The organism is Methylobacterium sp. PvR107, from assembly GCF_017833295.1.
GTDB lineage: Bacteria > Pseudomonadota > Alphaproteobacteria > Rhizobiales > Beijerinckiaceae > Methylobacterium.
Map to the genome: position 1 here is coordinate 3,625,093 of NZ_JAFIBW010000001.1, position 16,832 is coordinate 3,641,924.

The 16,832-nt window shown below is 66.9% G+C and carries 10 protein-coding genes and 2 pseudogenes; 6 read left to right on the forward strand and 6 right to left on the reverse strand.

Translation table 11 applies throughout. From position 1 onward, the window contains the following. Positions 1 to 206: 206 nt before the first annotated feature. The 3 genes from JOE48_RS17125 (at position 207) to JOE48_RS17135 (ending at position 5,513) form a co-directional block, all read left to right on the forward strand. On the forward strand, positions 207 to 2,129 hold the full coding sequence (locus tag JOE48_RS17125) for a putative bifunctional diguanylate cyclase/phosphodiesterase (protein WP_245252864.1): 1,923 nt from the start codon (positions 207 to 209) through the stop codon (positions 2,127 to 2,129). 471 nt (positions 2,130 to 2,600) lie between these two features. Continuing rightward, a complete protein-coding gene (locus JOE48_RS17130) occupies positions 2,601 to 3,851 on the forward strand; it encodes an NAD(P)/FAD-dependent oxidoreductase (protein WP_210031618.1) in 1,251 nt (416 codons plus the stop codon). Between the two features lie 879 nt (positions 3,852 to 4,730). Next, complete coding sequence (locus JOE48_RS17135; protein ID WP_210031619.1) at positions 4,731 to 5,513, forward strand: PAS domain-containing protein; 783 nt, start codon at positions 4,731 to 4,733, stop codon at positions 5,511 to 5,513. Between the two features lie 46 nt (positions 5,514 to 5,559). Here JOE48_RS17135 and JOE48_RS17140 read toward each other — a convergent pair whose 3' ends face one another. Continuing rightward, complete coding sequence (locus JOE48_RS17140; RefSeq protein WP_210031620.1) at positions 5,560 to 6,879, reverse strand: polyhydroxyalkanoate depolymerase; 1,320 nt, start codon at positions 6,877 to 6,879, stop codon at positions 5,560 to 5,562. Positions 6,880 to 7,234: 355 nt separating this feature from the next. Here JOE48_RS17140 and JOE48_RS17145 point away from each other — a divergent pair, with 355 nt between their 5' ends. The 3 genes and pseudogenes from JOE48_RS17145 to JOE48_RS30385 form a co-directional block, all read left to right on the forward strand. After that, a complete protein-coding gene (locus JOE48_RS17145) occupies positions 7,235 to 7,672 on the forward strand; it encodes a phasin family protein (protein WP_210031622.1) in 438 nt (145 codons plus the stop codon). Between the two features lie 507 nt (positions 7,673 to 8,179). Beyond that, positions 8,180 to 10,642, forward strand: coding sequence for a PAS domain-containing protein (locus JOE48_RS17150; RefSeq protein WP_245252865.1), 2,463 nt, complete (start codon positions 8,180 to 8,182; stop codon positions 10,640 to 10,642). 176 nt (positions 10,643 to 10,818) lie between these two features. After that, a pseudogene (locus JOE48_RS30385) lies at positions 10,819 to 10,929 on the forward strand (hypothetical protein); the annotation flags it as partial. Positions 10,930 to 11,175: 246 nt separating this feature from the next. On the opposite strand, the gene JOE48_RS17160 reads toward JOE48_RS30385, so the two are convergent. The 5 genes and pseudogenes from JOE48_RS17160 to JOE48_RS17180 form a co-directional block, all read right to left on the reverse strand. Continuing rightward, on the reverse strand, positions 11,176 to 11,898 hold the full coding sequence (locus JOE48_RS17160) for an ABC transporter ATP-binding protein (protein ID WP_210031624.1): 723 nt from the start codon (positions 11,896 to 11,898) through the stop codon (positions 11,176 to 11,178). Then, positions 11,891 to 13,939 (reverse strand): branched-chain amino acid ABC transporter ATP-binding protein/permease, encoded by a 2,049-nt coding sequence (locus JOE48_RS17165; RefSeq protein WP_210031625.1) that lies wholly within the window; start codon positions 13,937 to 13,939, stop codon positions 11,891 to 11,893. Before JOE48_RS17165 ends, JOE48_RS17160 begins: the two co-directional genes overlap by 8 nt. Positions 13,940 to 13,977: 38 nt before the next feature. Next, a complete protein-coding gene (locus JOE48_RS17170; protein ID WP_210031626.1) occupies positions 13,978 to 14,850 on the reverse strand; it encodes a branched-chain amino acid ABC transporter permease in 873 nt (290 codons plus the stop codon). Positions 14,851 to 14,983: 133 nt separating this feature from the next. Beyond that, positions 14,984 to 16,195: an ABC transporter substrate-binding protein gene (locus JOE48_RS17175; protein WP_210035855.1), complete on the reverse strand. Its 1,212-nt coding sequence runs from the start codon at positions 16,193 to 16,195 to the stop codon at positions 14,984 to 14,986. Between the two features lie 290 nt (positions 16,196 to 16,485). Continuing rightward, positions 16,486 to 16,827, reverse strand: a pseudogene (locus JOE48_RS17180) (transposase); the annotation flags it as partial. Positions 16,828 to 16,832 lie beyond the last annotated feature (5 nt).

Sequence of the window (16,832 nt, forward strand, 5' to 3'; positions counted from 1 at the left end):
GTTTCGACGAACTTCCGTTCGAGCAGCGCAACGCATGTTCAAATGGGGAGAGGAGAACGAACGTTCGGTATCGCACGTGGATCTCGCTGCACGCATCCCTGCGGCAAGGCGGCGACGGCCGCAAGCTGCCCTTAACGGCTTCTCGCTAGGGTTGTGTAGCTGGTACCGATACATCCCCTATGATCAACCCAAGCCACCTTCGTCCGATGCTGAATGCTCCGCGGATCCGATCCACCAAGGATCTGACCTGCGTTCGCCAGCTCGTGGAGCTGCAGAAGCAGATCCCGACCCTCTACAGCCTGCTCTCCATCAATGCTTGTGCACTCGCGATAACCCATTATCCATGGGCGCCCACCTTCCTGACGCTCGGATTGCCCGGCGTCCTGGTCGCACTTTGCATCGTGCGCGCGGTGTGGTGGTGGCGAATGCACCCGGGGAAGCTCAGCGAGGAGCAGGCTGCCCGTCAGCTACGTCGGACGACCGCGTTGACGGCCCTCTTTTCAGCCGCCTTCGTGAGCTGGGCGATGATCCTGAACGGCTACGGTGGACCCTATGAGCAGGGCCATGTGGCGATCTTCGTTGCCGTAACCGTGATTGCTTGCATCTTCTGCCTGACACACCTGCCGGTTGCCGCTTTTCTTGTGACCGGCATCGTGATGAGCGTCTTCCTGTTCTTCTGCATCACGAGTCTCAATCACGTCTTTCTTGCGATCGCCGTCAACACAGCCTTCGTGACCGTGGTCATGTTCCGCGTCCTCAACAGCAACTTCCAGGCCTTCGTCCAGCTCGTCGCATCGCAGGCAGAGACGAGCCAGCTCTCGGAGGACAACGCGCGTCTGGCCCACACCGATAGCCTGACCGGCCTGCCCAACCGACGCTATTTCTTCCAGAAACTCAATGAACTGATCGAGGCTTCCGACAGGACTGATACGCGCATCGCCCTGGCCATCTTCGATCTCGATCGCTTCAAGCCGATCAACGATACCTATGGACACAACATCGGCGACCACGTTCTGGCGGAAACAGGGCGCCGCCTCGCGGCCTTCGCCAGCGCCGATGTGATCGTCACGCGGCTGGGCGGCGACGAGTTTGGCCTGCTCATCCGCTCACCGGGCTCGCCTGCTGTGGTCATCGAATTCTGCGACGGCATCTGCGCGGCGTTGCAGAAGCCGATCCGCGTCGGCGACCTACAGGTCATCACGGGATGCTCGGGCGGCCTCGCGAAGTACCCCAGAGCCGGACGCGCAGCCGACTCCCTGTTCGATCGTGCCGATTACGCGCTTTACCACGCGAAGGAGCACCGCCGCGGCAACACGACCTTCTTCTCACAGGAGCACGAGGACGCGATCCGGGCCGAGCGCGCCGTGGAGGCCGCTCTGCGCGCGGCCGATCTCGCCGCCGAGATGGAGATGCACTACCAGCCGATCCTCGACACCCAATCGGGCACCGTCGCGCTCGTCGAGAGTCTGGCGCGGTGGAACAGCCCGACGCTCGGCCGCGTCTCGCCGGATCGCTTCATCGCCGCGGCGGAGCGCTGCGGCATGATCCACACGGTGACGCTGCTGCTCCTGCACAAGGCGCTCGCCGATGGCGCGCGGCTCCCGCCCGCGGTCGGGCTGTCCTTCAACCTCTCCGCCCACGATCTCGCCTCGCCGGAGACGGTGATCGCGATCCTCGCCGCGGTGCGCCGGAGCGGACTCGACCCACGCCGGCTAACCCTGGAACTTACGGAGACCGCGCTGATGCGCGACTTCGAGCAGGCTAAGGACGCCATCACCACATTGCGGGCCCTGGGCATCAAGGTCGCCCTCGACGATTTCGGCACGGGCTTTTCCAGCTTGAGCTACGTCCATCGTCTGCCATTGGACAAGATCAAGATCGATCGTAGCTTCATGGCCGACATCGACACCGACCTCGGCTGCAGTCTGGTTACCACGATCCTGGATCTCTGCAAGAACCTCGGTCTCGACGGGATCGCCGAGGGTATCGAGACGGCCGACCAGTTGGAGGCGGCACGGCGGCACGGCTGCCGCTACGTTCAGGGCTATCTCGTGGGCAAGCCGATGCCATTCGTCGATCTTCTTCAGCAGCTCCGGCTCGATGCGAAGGTGGATCACCTCAGGGTGTGATCGAACGTGGCCACGTCCGGCGCGTGCCGGTCAGGGACCCCGGGCGCTTGGAAGAGGCGTTGTCCCTCGCCGACGCGGGCGCCGAGCGAAGTTCTGTTGACCACGCTGCGCTGACCCTGCCCGGCTGGTGGCGCGTGGCCGCTTTCGGGCGATCCTGCCGACCCTCCGGGCCGCCGAGGTGGCTCGGACGGCGCATGTTCCTTCCCCGGCAGATCCTCTCCGAAGCGGAGCCGCGGCTCTCGGCCCGATCCAGCGGTCGATTGCGCGGGCGGAGGCGCCCTTTGCCGTACCCGGCGGGCTCCCGGAAGCGGACACGCCCGTAGCGAAGGCGCGGGTTTTGTTCGCGCCACATGGGCATATTCGGAGTCGGGCACCGGCCCGGCGGCTTGTCTCCTGACAACTGGCCTCTCGATGATCCGTGTGGTTTCGCTAAGATCTCGCTGACCGGTCCGGACCCAGAGGCGGCGCTCGATGATCAAACGGGTCGTGGTGATAGGCGGCGGTTTCGCGGGCCTCTGGAGCGCAGCCGCCGCGGCGCGCGCTCGCCATGAGCTCGGGCTGACCGAGGCGATCGTCATCACCCTCATCGCCCCAGACCCGTTCCACGCGATTCGGGTGCGGTGCTACGAGGCTGACCTCACACCCGTCGCCGTGCCGCTGGACGACGTGCTCGGTCCCATCAACGTCGGCCGGATCGAAGGCAGCGTGACCAAGATCGATGTCAGCGGGCGCCATCTCACGGTGCAAGGCCCGGGCAGACCCAGCCCGCGCACGCTAGACTACGACAGACTGATCCTCGCCGCCGGCAGCGTCCTGTCTCGCCCGCCAGTTTCGGGCATCGGCTTGGCTTTCGACGTCGACACGCTCAGCGGCGCGCGCCGGCTCGCCAGCCACCTTGGAGACCTGGGTCGCGACGCGGTTGGCCCGGACCAGACCGGACGCTGGACCGCCATCGTGGTTGGTGGCGGCCTTGTCGGACTCGAACTCGCCTGCGAGCTACCGGCTCGCCTCGCTGCCGCCCGCGACCAGGCCGGGGGAACCGGTCCCGTTCGCACGGTGCTGGTCGACCGCTCTGCTGAGGTTGGATCCGCGATGGGCGGCGCTGCAATGCCGGCCATCCGACAGGCTCTCGCCGCGGCCGGCGTGGAATGCATCGGCGGCACCGGCGTTGCCGCGATCGACCCGGCGGGCGCGACGCTCAGCGACGGAACTTACATCCCGGCGCTGACGGTCGTCTGCGCCACGGGCATGCGGGCGAACCCCCTCGCCGACGAGCTCGGCGTCGCGCGCGATGCCCTCGGTCGGTTGCCCGTAGACGCGCAGATGCGTGTCATCGGGGTTCCGGCCGTGTTCGGGGCGGGCGACGTGGCGGTGGCTGAGGCCGACGAGGCCGGGCACCAGACGGTGATGTCGTGCCAGCACGCGCGCCCGATGGGTCGGTTCGCGGGCTTCAACGCGGTCTGCGACCTCGCCGGGCGGCCGGATCTCTGCCTGCGGTTCGCGGCACCAGATTACGTGACAGTGCTTGATCTCGGCGGATGGGGCGCCGTCTACACCTCGGGCTGGGATCGCGGTCGCCTCGTTGCCGACGGCGCAGCGGCAAAGGCCACCAAGCGTCTGATCAACGGCAGCCGCATCTACCCACCATCCTCACGCGATGGCGCTGCAATTCTGGCGGCGGCCGCGCCTGTGATCCAGGCACGCCCCGCCACGAACGGCTAGCGGCCCATCCGGAGAAACCGCTGCCCTTGCCGATCCACGAAGCTGTGCTGCTGGCGGAGGGCTGGCGATGCCGAGGGCGTCACCCGGTACCGGATTGCCGGTACGCTTCCGAAAGCCCGGGAACGGCCAGCCTCGATCATCGCGCGGACGCGCGTGACTGTCTCGGAACGGTGCCGAGCGCCATCGGATCGCTGCCAGAAAGCTGACCTTCGGCCTTCGCACCCCCGGACACCCACGTCGTCTGTCTCGACGTCGCATCACGATCGATCGATGGCCCGCACGATCACCCAAGGCGTCGCGCGACCCGCCTCATAGGCGGTGAACGCACCCCGGATAACCTGCTCGACCCGACCGGGGGCGAGGACACGGCAGCGCGCCCGGGATCCGGTCCGACGACCGCGCGAGGGTTTCAAGACGCTCGGCCGCATCGATTCACGTGAAACGCCGCGCTCTCCGAATGCTTTCATCCGCAATCCGAAAATAATCCGGATCCTCGACAGAAAATTCCATCGCAAGAAGGCAGCAATTGAATTGCGCACAAGCCCGATATAGAGGCGAATTCGACCGCGCTCCAGCAATCGCGTATCCCCACCTCTGTTGAATAGAGCCCCAGTCTGTGCGAGATAGCGATGTCCGTACATGGCGATACGGGAGAGCCCAGGCTGGCGCGAGTCGGTTATGGCGTCGAGGAGCGACCGCCCCCGGAAGCTCTGAGGCACAATCTCATATCGCTGGACGATCTGGAGTGCGACGCGTCCTGCGTCCTTGACGAGCCGATGTCGCCAGTCAGCGGCCTTGGCTCCATGCACCCGCGACAGAGGGGGGCGACCGGAATGCTTTGACGGGCATTTCCTCGCCCGTCTGTCGAGGGAGAGCAGCATGTTTCCGGACGACGACGAGTTCGAATTCGGCGGACCAGAGCGGGGCTGGAACTACGAGCCCTCGCGCGCCGATCTTTTCCGGGAGTTCCGGTCGCCGGTCTACACGACTGACGCGGATGGCTGGCTGACCTACTATAACGATGCGGCGGCCGACCTGTGGGGCTACCGCCCCGAACTCGGCAGGACGCGCTGGTGCGGATGCTGGCGCATCTACACCCCTGACGGAACGCTTCTCCCGCTCGACCAATGTCCGATGGCCGTCGCCATCAAAGAAGGGCGGCCCGTGCGCGGCGTTCAGGCCGTGTTGGAGCGGCCGGACGGTACACGCATCCCGTTCATGCCCTACCCAACGCCGCTGCGGGACGCGTCCGGCAATCTGGTCGCTGCGTCCAACGTCCTTCTCGCGATCACGAAGCTGAGCGGGTCTGACTCAATCGATCGTCCGGCCGGGCAATCGGATGAGCCGATGCCGGAGATGCGGGAAGCGGGCCTCGAACTCGAATATCTGACGGGATTGCTCCAGGCCACCTTGGCTGCTTTGGCGGATGTCGAGTTCAGCTACCAGATCGACTGCGAGCGCCTCGACGGCTGGTCCGGTTCTGAAGACGAGAAGCACCGGATCATCAACCAGCTTGAGCAGAAGCGGCAGCGGCAGCGTGGCGCCCTGAGGAAGCGGCTCGAGCACCTGCAGCAGCACGCCAGACAGGCGCTGGCGCGAGCCTCATCCGATCCGATGCGGCGGACAGCCCTCGTCACGTCGGGCCGCGGCACCGTCCATTGACTGTCCTTGACGTCTCGTCCGGTACAGTCAGACGGGGGTGCGAAGCCTACGCGTGTAACTCAAGGGCAGCCTCGCTGGCTGCAAAAGCATCGTGCGTGAGCAGCGCCGCCGGAATCGATAGGTCAGGCTCGGCAAGCTCCGGGATGGAATGAAGCAACCGGATCGGCGGCTCGGCCACCGCCGGCTTCGCATGCGCTTCCATGAACGCGACAATCTTCGGCGCGATGTCGGCGCGGAATCGGGAGCCGTTGAAGACGCCGTAGTGACCGGCTCCCATCTGAAGGTGGTAAGCCTTCTTCTCGGCCGAGAGATTCACCGTCAGATCGAGCGCCGCGCGGGTCTGGCCGATGCCGGTGATGTCGTCCTTCTCGCCCTCGATCGCCATGAGCGCGCAGCGCCGGATCGCGCTCAGCTCCACGGCCTTGCCGCGGTGGCGCATCTGCCCTTTCGGGAGGCTATGCTCGATGAACACGGTCTCGACCGTCTGGAGGTAGTACTCTGCTGTGAGGTCCATCACGGCGAGGTACTCGTCGTAGAACTCACGATGTTTGGCCGCCGAGTCGCCGTCGCCCTGCACGAGATGCTTGAACATGTCCCAGTGCGCGGTCTGATGGCGGTCGAGGTTCATGCTGATGAAGCCGGCCAGTTGAAGGAAGCCGGGATAGACGTCACGGCCGTGGCCCTGGTGAGTCCAGGGCACCGGGTGGATGCAGTTCTGCTTGAACCAGCCGATCGGCTTCTCCTGCGGTAGCCTGTTCACGGCGGTCGGCGAGCGGCGTGTATCGATCGGGCCGCCGATCAGTACAGCGGACCGAGGCACCCGCGGGTGTTCCTCCGCTTCCATGCGGGCGATCGCAGCCAGAACCGGAACGGAAGGCTGACATACCGCCGTCACGTGGAGGTCTGGTCCGAGCGACTCGAACATCGCGACGCAGTAATCGATGTAGTCGTCGAGGTCGAAGCGGCCCGCCGAGAGAGGCACCTTCTTGGCGTCGGCCCAGTCGGTTATGAACACCTGATGGGTGTCGAGGAAGGCTGCCACCGTGCCGCGGAGCAGGGTCGCGTAGTGCCCGGAGAGCGGAGCGACCAGCAGCAATTTTGGCTTGGTGGAAGGCTCACCGAAGGCGATTACGCGGCAGAACGGCCGCTCCCACACCACCCGTTCGGACGCGGGGAGATTGAAGCGGGGCTTGGCGTAGGTGCGGGTGGCTCGCTCGAACAACTCGCAGGACGCCGCGACGGCTCGGCCGTTCGGCATGTATGCGAGGGGGCTGAAGGGGTTCTCACAGGCGGTGCGGGCCATCTCCGCCGCCATCCGCATGGGCGAGAGCATCTGGTCGTAGGCATCACGCATCAGGTACAGCACGCAGATGAATCCTTTCGCAGCCTCCCGAAACGCAGGCTCGTCGATGCCTAACGTTTTTGCATTATGTTTCGTTGCTTGAACCGCAACGGCGCATTCTGCCGCGATCTGTGGCATAAAAATGCCAGACGCAGGGCCGTTTTGGCTAGGCGGATATGGCCGAGCGCCTACGAATGAACGAGCTTGGTGTATGGCGGCAACATCGAGCAAAGCGACTCCCGAGCCGGATCCCGCACGAAATCAGCTGGTCGATCGTGCCTTGAGGCCCGTGTTGAACCGAGCCTCAGACGTGATGTTCAGCAGGCGTGCGGCTCTTGGATCGTTCGCGCCTGTCGCCAGGACATGTTAGGAAAAGCCGATGAACATCACACCGAATTTCGAGATACCCGGCGCAATGCGTGAGGTTGCCCAGAAGGGCATCGATCAAGCCCGCCAAGCATTCGACGGCTTCATCAGCGCCGCGCGTCAAACGGTTGCGGCCACTCAGGGCGCGGCCCAAACGGCCGACGCGAGCACGCGGGACATGGCGACTCACAGCTTCCAGGCTGCCGAACAGAATGTGCGGGCGACCCTCGATTTCGCGCAGAACCTGACACAGGCCAAGAGCCTTCAGGAGGCGATGCAACTCCAGGCAGATTTCGCTCGCAGCCAACTCGCGGCCGTACAGGCGCAGGCTGCGGAACTTGGCGGGATCGCTGAGAGTGCGATGAAGCAGGGCGCGGGACAGGCCGCGAAGGCTGCCCAGAGCGGTGCCGATCAGTCGCGCATGTCCAAGGCGGACGAAGCCGGCCGCTAGCCGGCGGTCTCTCTGGGAGGTTTGCCCCAAGGCAACGCAGCTTCAGAGCAGACCTCGTGGAGCCGTGCTCATTGCGTCGTATGCGCGGAACGTCATCGTCAACGCGCATCCGATGCCGACCACCGGGAAGGCCCTATTTCGGCTTTGATGCCGATGCGTGAAGAATGGACGACGGATTGGATTCAGGCTTCGCCGGCCCTGAAGCGGAAGGCGGCCACTTTCCGGGAGCTTGGACCGAGTAATGGCGCGCGCCGCGACCCTGCGCACGTCCGCTGCAGCCGGATCGGTAACTGGAATTCGCGCTCCCAAAGAGCTGGAGTTCCTGGACGCTCTGCCCTGCTGAGGCACAGCGGCTACGTCACGCTGCCTCACTGCGGATGCCTACCGGTATGATATTACTAGACCAAAGCCAGGGCATCCGTTGCGGCCCCGCGCCACCTTCTTCGGTAAGAGACATGCCCGGCACGAACGATCCCGCTCGGAACCGATTGTCGGGCCGCGCGCACCTTGTCTGACGCCTTCCAGTTCCTGCCTGCCGGCGGCAAGATGGGCGCCGAGATCCGTGCCCACGACTGGTCGGACACCTCGCTCGGGCCGCCCGAACTTTGGCCGCCGTCCCTGTGCGTCAGGCTGGCCCAGATGCTCGCCTGCCCGACGGCGATGTTCCTCGCCTGGGGACCGGAGCTGCTCTGCTTCTACAACGATGCCTACAGGCCGATCCTCGGCTACCGCCTGCCCGACGCACTGGGTCGGCCCTTCCGCGAGGTCTGGGCGAGCATCTGGGACGAGATCGAGCCGCTGGTGGAAGCCACCCTGGACGGCGAGAGCCAGACGCTCACCGACGTGATGCTCGACCTCTCCCGCGCGGGAAGGCCGGAGCGGAGCTGGTGGTCCTTTACCTACTCTCCAGCCCTCGACGATGCGGGCGCGATCAACGGCCTGTTCTGCGTCACCGCGGAGACGACCGACCGGGTTCTCGGCGAGGCGGCCTTGCGGGAGAGCGAGGACCACTTCCGGCACACGGTCGAGTTGAACCCGCAGGTGCCCTGGACCTGTGACCCGGACGGTAACATCACCTCCTACTCGAACCGCTGGCTGGAGCTGACAGGTCAGGGCCCGGGTGAGCCCCTGGGCTCCGGCTGGGTCAAGGCCCTCCATCCCGACGACGTACCCTGGACCCTGACGACGTTCACCGCCGCCCTCACCGCGGGCGAGCCCGTGGACGTAGACTACCGCATCCACATCGCAGCGACCGGGGATTTCCGCTGGATGCGCGCCCGCGCCTTCCCGCGCCGGGACGAGGCTGGCGCCATCGTGCGCTGGTACGGGGTCGTGGAGGACGTGCACGACCGTAAGCTAGCCGAGGCGCGGCTGCAGGAGATGAACGCGACGCTGGAGCGGCGCGTCGAGGAGGCGCTCGTCCAGCGAAAGCTCTGGGCCGACGTGTTCGAGACGACCGACTCCCTTGTCTGCGCCCTCGACACGGAGTTCCGGGTCTTGGCCGCTAACCGGGCTTGGATTGAGGAGGTCGAGGCCGTCTACGGCGTCTGGCCGCGGATCGGCGACAATCTGCTCGACCTCCTGTCGCACAGGCCTGAGATGCTCGTGCCGGTGAGGTCGACCTGGTCGAGAGCGCTAGCAGGCGAGGAGTTCACGCTCGTCGAGGCCTTCGGCGACCCGCAGCGTCGACGCCAGCATTACGAGATGAAATTCATGACGTTGCGGGACGCGCAGGGGGTGCGGATCGGCGCCTTCCAGTACGTCCAGGACGTCACCGAGCGTCTGCGCGAGCAGGAGCGGCTCGCCCGCGCCGAGGAGACGCTGAGGCATACCCAGAAGCTGGAGGCGATCGGGCAGCTCACAGGCGGCGTGGCGCACGACTTCAACAACATGCTGACCATCATCCGCTCGTCGGTGGAGTTCCTGCGCCGCCCCAACCTCGCGGAGGAGCGGCGCACCCGCTACCTGGAGGCGGTCTCCGACACGGTGGATCGCGCCGCCAAGCTGACGAGCCAGCTGCTTGCCTTCGCCCGACGGCAACCCCTCAAGCCCGAGGTGTTCGAGGTCGGCGCGCGTCTGCAAGACTTGGCGGACATGTTGAACGCCGTGACGGGCGCGCGCATCCGCATCGTCACGGAGGTGCCGGCGCCGCCCTGCCACGTGCGGGTCGACGCGAGCCAGTTTGAGACCGCCCTCATCAACCTTGCCGTCAACGCCCGGGACGCCATGGAGGGCGAGGGCACTCTGACCCTGCGGCTCGACAGCAATCGGTCGCTGCCCCGCATTTGCGCGCATGCCGGCGCGTCCGGTCCGTTCGTCGCACTGTCCGTGATGGACCACGGAGCCGGCATCGCACCGGATCTGCTGTCCAGGATCTTCGAGCCGTTCTTCACGACGAAGTCGGTCGGCAAGGGCACGGGCCTCGGGCTCAGCCAAGTCATCGGCTTCGCCAAACAGTCGGGCGGCGACGTGGAGGTCGCGAGCGAAGTGGGGCACGGGTCGACCTTCGTGCTCTACCTGCCCCAGTCCGATCCACCAGCCGTCCCGCGGAACACGCCCGACGCCGGTTCCCTCGAGGCGCCGGACGCGCCATCCAAGCTCTGCGTCCTCGTCGTCGAGGACAATCTCGATGTCGGACGGTTCTGCACGCAGCTTCTGGAGGACCTTGGCCATGTCACCGTATGGGCGCACGACGCCGAGGCGGCGCTCGCCGAGATGGGGCGGACTCCCTCTCGGTTCGATGCCGTCTTCTCGGACGTGATGATGCCGGGAATGGGCGGTGTTGAGCTGGCCCGACAGCTGCGGTTGAGCCATCCCGAACTGCCGGTGATCCTGACGACCGGCTACAGTGACGTGCTGGCACTGGACAACACTCACGACTTCGAACTCGTGCGCAAGCCCTATTCAGCAGCACAGGTTGCGAGCGCACTCCGGGAATCGTTGGCCAGACGACGTCGTGCGTCGGCATGAAGGGCGCCTGTCCAGCCCTGAAGAGCCCGGAGGGCGCGACCCGCGCATAAAATCGGCCGCGGCGGGCGATCGGCGTGGGTTGAAAGGATCTCCCGGCGGCTGCGCACGGGCGCGCCCTGGGCCGACAGGTCGACCGCCTCACCCGCGCCCTGTCCGACTTCGCTAGGCTCGTCGCGCTGTTCGACGCGCACGCCGCGGCGTTCGTGTCGGTGACCCAGGCGTTCGACACCACGACCAGCACGAGGCGTCTCACCCGCAACGTGCTGCTGTCGTTCGTCCAGGCCGAGCGCGCGGTCACCGGCGCGCGCATCCGCGACAAGATCGCCGCGGGCCAGCGCAAGGGGCTGTGGATGGGCGGCGGCGTGCCGCTCGCCGATCGGATCGAAGCCCGCGCCCTGCTCGGTGTCCCGGAGCAGGCCCGGGGTCGTGCGCATGACCTTCGCCCGCTACCGCGCGCCCGGCTCCGTCAGCGCCGTGCGGGCCGCGGAGCGACTCAGCGCCGGCCCGCTTCACGCGGGGACGGAACCGGACATCTAATGCGTGCCGCCGAGATAGGCCGCCCGCACGGCGGGATCGTTGCGCATCTGCTGCGCCGGGCCCTGGAAGCGGATCCGGCCGTTCTCCAGCACGTAGGCGTGGTCGGCGACGCCGAGCGCCGCCATGGCGAACTGCTCGACGAGCAGCATCGTGACCTGCTCGGCCTTGAGCAGGCGAATGATCCGGAAGACCTCCTCCACCAGCTTGGGTGCCAGCCCCATCGAGGGCTCGTCGAGCAGGAGGATCTCGGGCCGCAGCATCAGGGCCCGGCCCATGGCGAGCATCTGCTGCTCGCCGCCCGAGAGCGTGCCGGCTAGCTGGGCGCGCCGCTCCTTCAGCCGCGGGAACATCTCGAAGGCGCGTTCGCGGTCGGCGGCGACGTCCCCCTTCGGGCGCGAGCCGGTCAGTCGCGGGAAGGCGCCGAGGGTCAGGTTGTCCTCGACCGAGAGCGTCGGGAAGACCCGCCGGCCCTCCGGCGAGTGCGCGAGGCCGGACCGGGCGACGTCGTGACTGTCGAGGCCGCCGATCTCGCGCCCGTTCAGGCGGATCGAGCCGGCCCGCGGGCGGATCATGCCCGACAGGGCGCGCATCGTGGTGGTCTTGCCGGCCCCGTTGGAGCCGATCAGCGCCACGACCTGACCCTTCGGGACCTGGAAGTCGAGGCCGTGCAGGACCTCGACCTGGCCGTAACCGGCCGACAGACCCGTGACCTCAAGCATGGGTCAACTCCTCGTCGGCGACGGGACTGCCGAGATAGGCCTCGACCACCTTCGGATCGGCCTGGACCTCGCGGGCGCTGCCCTCGGCGATCTTGTGGCCGAAATCGAGGACGCTGACGCGGTCGCACAGGCCCATGACCACGTCCATGTGGTGCTCGATCAGGATCACCGTGATCCCGGCGTCCCGGATCTTGCGGATGATCGTCGTCAGCTCGGCGATGTCGGGGGCGGTCAGGCCCGCGGCCGGCTCGTCGAGGAGGAGAAGGACCGGATCGAGGGCCAGCGCCCGTCCGATCTCCAGCAGGCGCTGCTTGCCGTAGGGCAGGTTGCGCGCCTCAACCTGCGCCAGGGCGCCGAGGCCCACGAAGTCGAGGATCGCCATGGCGCGGGCGCGCTGCTCGCGCTCCTCCCGGCGCCGGCGCGGCGTGCCGAGGATCGCGTCGAACAGGGTGCCGCGGAAGCTGTGATGCAGGCCGACCAGCACGTTCTCCAGCGCCGTCATCTCGCGGAAGAGCTGCACGTTCTGGAAGGTGCGGGCGACGCCGGCCGCGGCGATCTCCGACGGGGTGCGCCCGTCGAGGCGCTTCGTCCCCTGGCCGCGCGCCAGGGTCACGCTGCCGCCGGTCGGGCGGTAGATGCCGGTGAGCACGTTCATCATCGTGCTCTTGCCGGAGCCGTTCGGCCCGATCAGGCCGTGGATCGTGCCCGGCCGCACCGTGATGTCGACGCCGGCCAGCGCCTTCAGGCCGCCGAACTGCATCAGGGCCTGATCGACCGTGAGCAGCGGGTCGGCGCCCGCGCCGCCGCTCTGAGCACTCAGTGCCGCGCCCTCGGCGTGGAGATTCTTGCCCTCGGCGGTGTGGGCCGGGCGCAGGGCGGGGATCGTCTCGCGGAGGAAGCCCACGATCCCGTCCGGCAGGTAATACACCACGAACAGGATCATCAGGCCGAACACGGTCAGCCGGAAGTCGGTGACGGTTTCGAGCGCGAGCGTCGCCGGGAAGAAGGCGAGGCAGAGCCCGACCGGCACCAGCAGGGCGAACCGGTTCTCCCGGCGGCGCAGGAAGGCGAGCACGCCGACGACCAGCGCCGCGCCGGCGATGATCCCCGCCATGATCCGCACCAGCCCGATATCGGCGAGCACGTTCGGCATCATCACGATGATCGCCGAGCCGATGATCGGGCCGGCCCGCGACTTGCGGCCGCCCATCGTGACGGCGAGGAGGAACAGTACGGTGAGCTCGAACCCGTAGGAGTTCGGCGCCACGTAGCGCTCCGACCACGCGAACAGCGCGCCGGCGAGGCCGGCCAGCGCCGCCGAGATCACGAAGGCGTAGACCTTGTAGCGGTAGACGCTGACGCCCATGCAGTCGCAGGCGATCGGCGAATCGCGCAGCGCCTCGAAGGCGCGGCCGTAGGGCGAGCGGACCACCCGGTTGACCACCAGGATGGTGGCCAGCAGCGCGAGGCACACGAGATAGTAGAACTCGAGCTTGCGCCCGGCCGCGCCCCAGGGGGCCTGGAGGCCGAGGAGCGAGAAGTCGAGGACCCGGGCCGGCGGCAGGGTGATGCCCAGCGGGCCGTTGGTCAGCGGCGTCAGCTCGTTGATGAAGATCTGGACGATCGTGCCGAAGGCGAGCGTCACCATGGCGAGGTAGGGGCCGGTGACCCGCAGGGCCGGCACGGCCAGCAGCACGCCGAAGGCCGAGGTCACGCCGATCCCGGCCAGGATGCCCCACCAGATCCCCAGCTTGAAGTGCAGGAACAGCACCGCCGCCGCGTAGGCGCCGACGCCGAACAGGCCGGCATGGCCGAGGCTCACCTGCCCGGTATAGCCGACGACGATGTCGAGCCCGAGGATCAGGATCGCGTAGATGGCGATCACCACCATGAGGTGGATGTAGTACGAGCTCGTGACCACGTGCGGGAAGACGGCGAGGCCGACGACCAGCAGCACGGCGCCGAGGATGCCGACGTGGCGCGACAGATTGGGGGCGGCCGCCGGGGCGGGCGCTTCGGCGGGGGCGAGGGTCTGCGCCATGGCTCAGGCTGCCGTGAGGGTTGCGCGGGCGGTCACGGTCAGACCTTCTTGATGACGGCCTTGCCGAACAGGCCGACCGGGCGGATGGAGAGGACGACGAGGAGCAGGATCAGGCCGGGCACATCCTTGTAGCCGGTCGAGATGTAGAAGCCGGTCAGCGTCTCCGAGACGCCGAGGATCAGGCCGCCGACGATGACGCCGAGGCCGGATTCGAGGCCGCCGATGATCGCCACCGCGAAGGCCTTCAGCGCCAGGACGGAGCCCATCGTGGCGCCGGTCAGGGTGACGGGCGCCACCAGCACGCCCGCGAAGGCCGCCGTCATGGCGCTGATCGAGTAGGAGAGGGTGATCACCTTCTGGGTGTTGATGCCCATCAGGCCGGCGGCGTCGATGTCGTTGGAGGTGGCGACGACCGCCTTCCCCCAGATCGACTTGCGATTGAAGATCTCGACCGCGAGCATCATCAGCAGCGCGCCCGCGACGATCAGCAATTCCATCGGCAGGATGCGCACGCCGCCGACCTGGAGCGCGGTCTCGGGGAGGGGGGAGGGGAATTTCAGGTCGTCGCGGCCCCAGATGTTCTCGGCGACGTTCTTGAAGATGATGCCGAGCGCGATGGTCGCCATGATCCACCCGTACTCGGACTTGATCTTCACGGCCGGGCGCACCCCGAGGCGCTCGACCACGGCCCCGAGGGCGAAGCCGAAGACCAGGACCAGCGGGATCATCAGCCAGTAGCCGATGAACGGGACCAGGGTCAGGCCGAACAGGGCCCCGAGCGCCAGCGCCTCGCCCTGTCCGAAATTGAGCGTCTTCGAGGTCGCGAAGGTGAGCTGATAGCCGAAGGCGATGGCGGCGTAGATCATGCCGACCGCGACACCTGAGGCGATGAGCTGGAGCAGGATGGCCATGGAAGCGCTGTCACCGGAGGGGTGTCCGGTCGCGCGGCGGGCGCCGCGGGACCGCTCTGCGGAGCGCCGGCGGCCGAGGCACCACCGGGTCGGGGAGGGCGGCCGCGCCCGGGCGGACGCGGCCCTCGGAACCTCAGTTCGAGGTCTTCTCCTTGACGCGAACGACGCCGGCGGTCTTGGCGTCCTCGTCCTTGGCGTAGACGATCTTGCCGTCCTGCACCTTCCCGAACACGACCATGTTGCGCGAGATCGCGTTGTGGTCCTTGGCACTGAAGGGCTTGTCGTAGGTGGTGACGACGCCCTCGACCTTCTCGTTCAGGTTCTCGAGCGCGGTGCGGATCTTCGCGCCGTCGGTGCCGCCGGCCTGCTTGATCGCTGCGGCGATCAGATAGATCGAGTCGTAGCCCTGGGCGCCCGCGACCGGCGTCGGGATCTTCGTGACGCCGTAGGTCTTGTAGTAGTTCTCGAGGAACGCCTTGCGCTTCGGCAGGGTCTGATCCTCGATGAAGGTCTGGGGCATGATCACGCCGTTGCCGTTCGGGCCGGCGATGTCGATGAAGCTCTGCATCGAGGACGGCCAGCTCGTGATCATCGGGACCTTCCAGCCGAGCTTGGACATGCCGTTGGCGATCTGGGCCAGCTCCGGCCCGATGCCGTAGGCCAGGATCACCTCGGCACCGGCCTGCTGCGCCTTCAGCAGCTGGGCCGTCATGTCGACGTCCTTGATGTTGAACTTCTCGACCGCGACGGGCTTCACGTTCTTGGTCGCGAGGTACTTCTCGATGTCCTCGCGGCCGAGCTGGCCGTAATTGGTCGAGTCGGCGAGGACCGCGATCTTCTTGTGACCCTGCGCCAGCGCCTCGTCGACCATCAGGCCGGCCTGGAGCACGTCGTAGGCGGAGTTCCGGAAGACGTAGTTCGCGTCGTAGTCCGGCTCCTTGAATTGGTTGGTGATGATCGTCCCGGTGGCGACGTTGTTGAACACCGGTATCTCGGCCTCTTGATAGAAGCGCTGGGCCGCGAGCGCGACGCCGGTGTTGATGAAGCCGACGGAGGCGACGACCTTTTCCTTGTTGATGAGTTCCTGCGCGACCTGCGCGCCGACCTCGTTCTTCGCCTCGTCGTCGCGCTCGATCAGCTGGATCGGGCGGCCGAGCACGCCGCCGGCCTTGTTGATCTCGGCGGCCGCGAGCTTGGCGCCGTCACGCATCGAGACGCCCATCGAAGACGAGCCCCCTGTATAAGGGCCGCTCAGCCCGATCTTGATTGGGTCTGCAGCGCGCACTGGCGCCGCTGCGAGCGTGAACAAGAGCACGGCTGCAGCCGTGCGACCTGCGAGAACCATCATTTCCTCTCCAGACGAGCGTTTACGCCGTGTGCCCTTCGTCGTGGCACTCTGGGAGGAGGATCTCTTCGAAACAGGACGAGCCGTCAAGCTGCAATCCCAATAAGTCCAAGATGATCAATGCGGATTGTTCAAGTTTTTCAATCGAGGAGGCAACCGGCGACAGAAATTTTGGCGCCGTGCGAAACGCGCGGATTAAGAGCCGTGCGCGAACGTGCAGGGCCGCTATTTCGCAATCCGTCGGATGAGCGCCGCTGCCTATTGACCGCGCGCTGTGACCCCCCGTCAAGGGCCGGGCTTGGCTGCCGCACCGGGATCGGCTTGGCCAGCTTCCTCAGGTTCTGGCCGCCGCGGCGAGGTCGAACTCGTCCTGGCCCCCGTTCGGGCCCCGCAACCGGAGCCGATCCAGCTTCAGGATCCGCTTGAGGCGGGCAAACAGCATCGCGACCGTCTTGCGCTCCCGCCGCGAGGTACGGCCCGCCTCCGAGGCGCAGATGTCGCGCGCCATCTGCCGAACGCCTTTGGATCGAGCGTGGGATCTTGCGGGCGGGGGCGGGGGGACAGCATCGCGGCTTCAACGCGCCGGTGTCGCAGTCGCGCTTGCCGGCGCGGTAGCCCATCATGCCATCGTCAGCGA

Coding starts and splice junctions, on each gene's coding strand:
- JOE48_RS17130 (WP_210031618.1), top strand. CDS start 2,601: ATGATCAAACGGGTCGTGGTGATAGGCGGCGGTTTCGCGGGCCTCTGG.
- JOE48_RS17175 (WP_210035855.1), bottom strand. CDS start 16,195: ATGGTTCTCGCAGGTCGCACGGCTGCAGCCGTGCTCTTGTTCACGCTC.
- JOE48_RS17170 (WP_210031626.1), bottom strand. CDS start 14,850: ATGGCCATCCTGCTCCAGCTCATCGCCTCAGGTGTCGCGGTCGGCATG.
- JOE48_RS17160 (WP_210031624.1), bottom strand. CDS start 11,898: ATGCTTGAGGTCACGGGTCTGTCGGCCGGTTACGGCCAGGTCGAGGTC.
- JOE48_RS17145 (WP_210031622.1), top strand. CDS start 7,235: ATGAACATCACACCGAATTTCGAGATACCCGGCGCAATGCGTGAGGTT.
- JOE48_RS17165 (WP_210031625.1), bottom strand. CDS start 13,939: ATGGCGCAGACCCTCGCCCCCGCCGAAGCGCCCGCCCCGGCGGCCGCC.
- JOE48_RS17125 (WP_245252864.1), top strand. CDS start 207: ATGCTGAATGCTCCGCGGATCCGATCCACCAAGGATCTGACCTGCGTT.
- JOE48_RS17135 (WP_210031619.1), top strand. CDS start 4,731: ATGTTTCCGGACGACGACGAGTTCGAATTCGGCGGACCAGAGCGGGGC.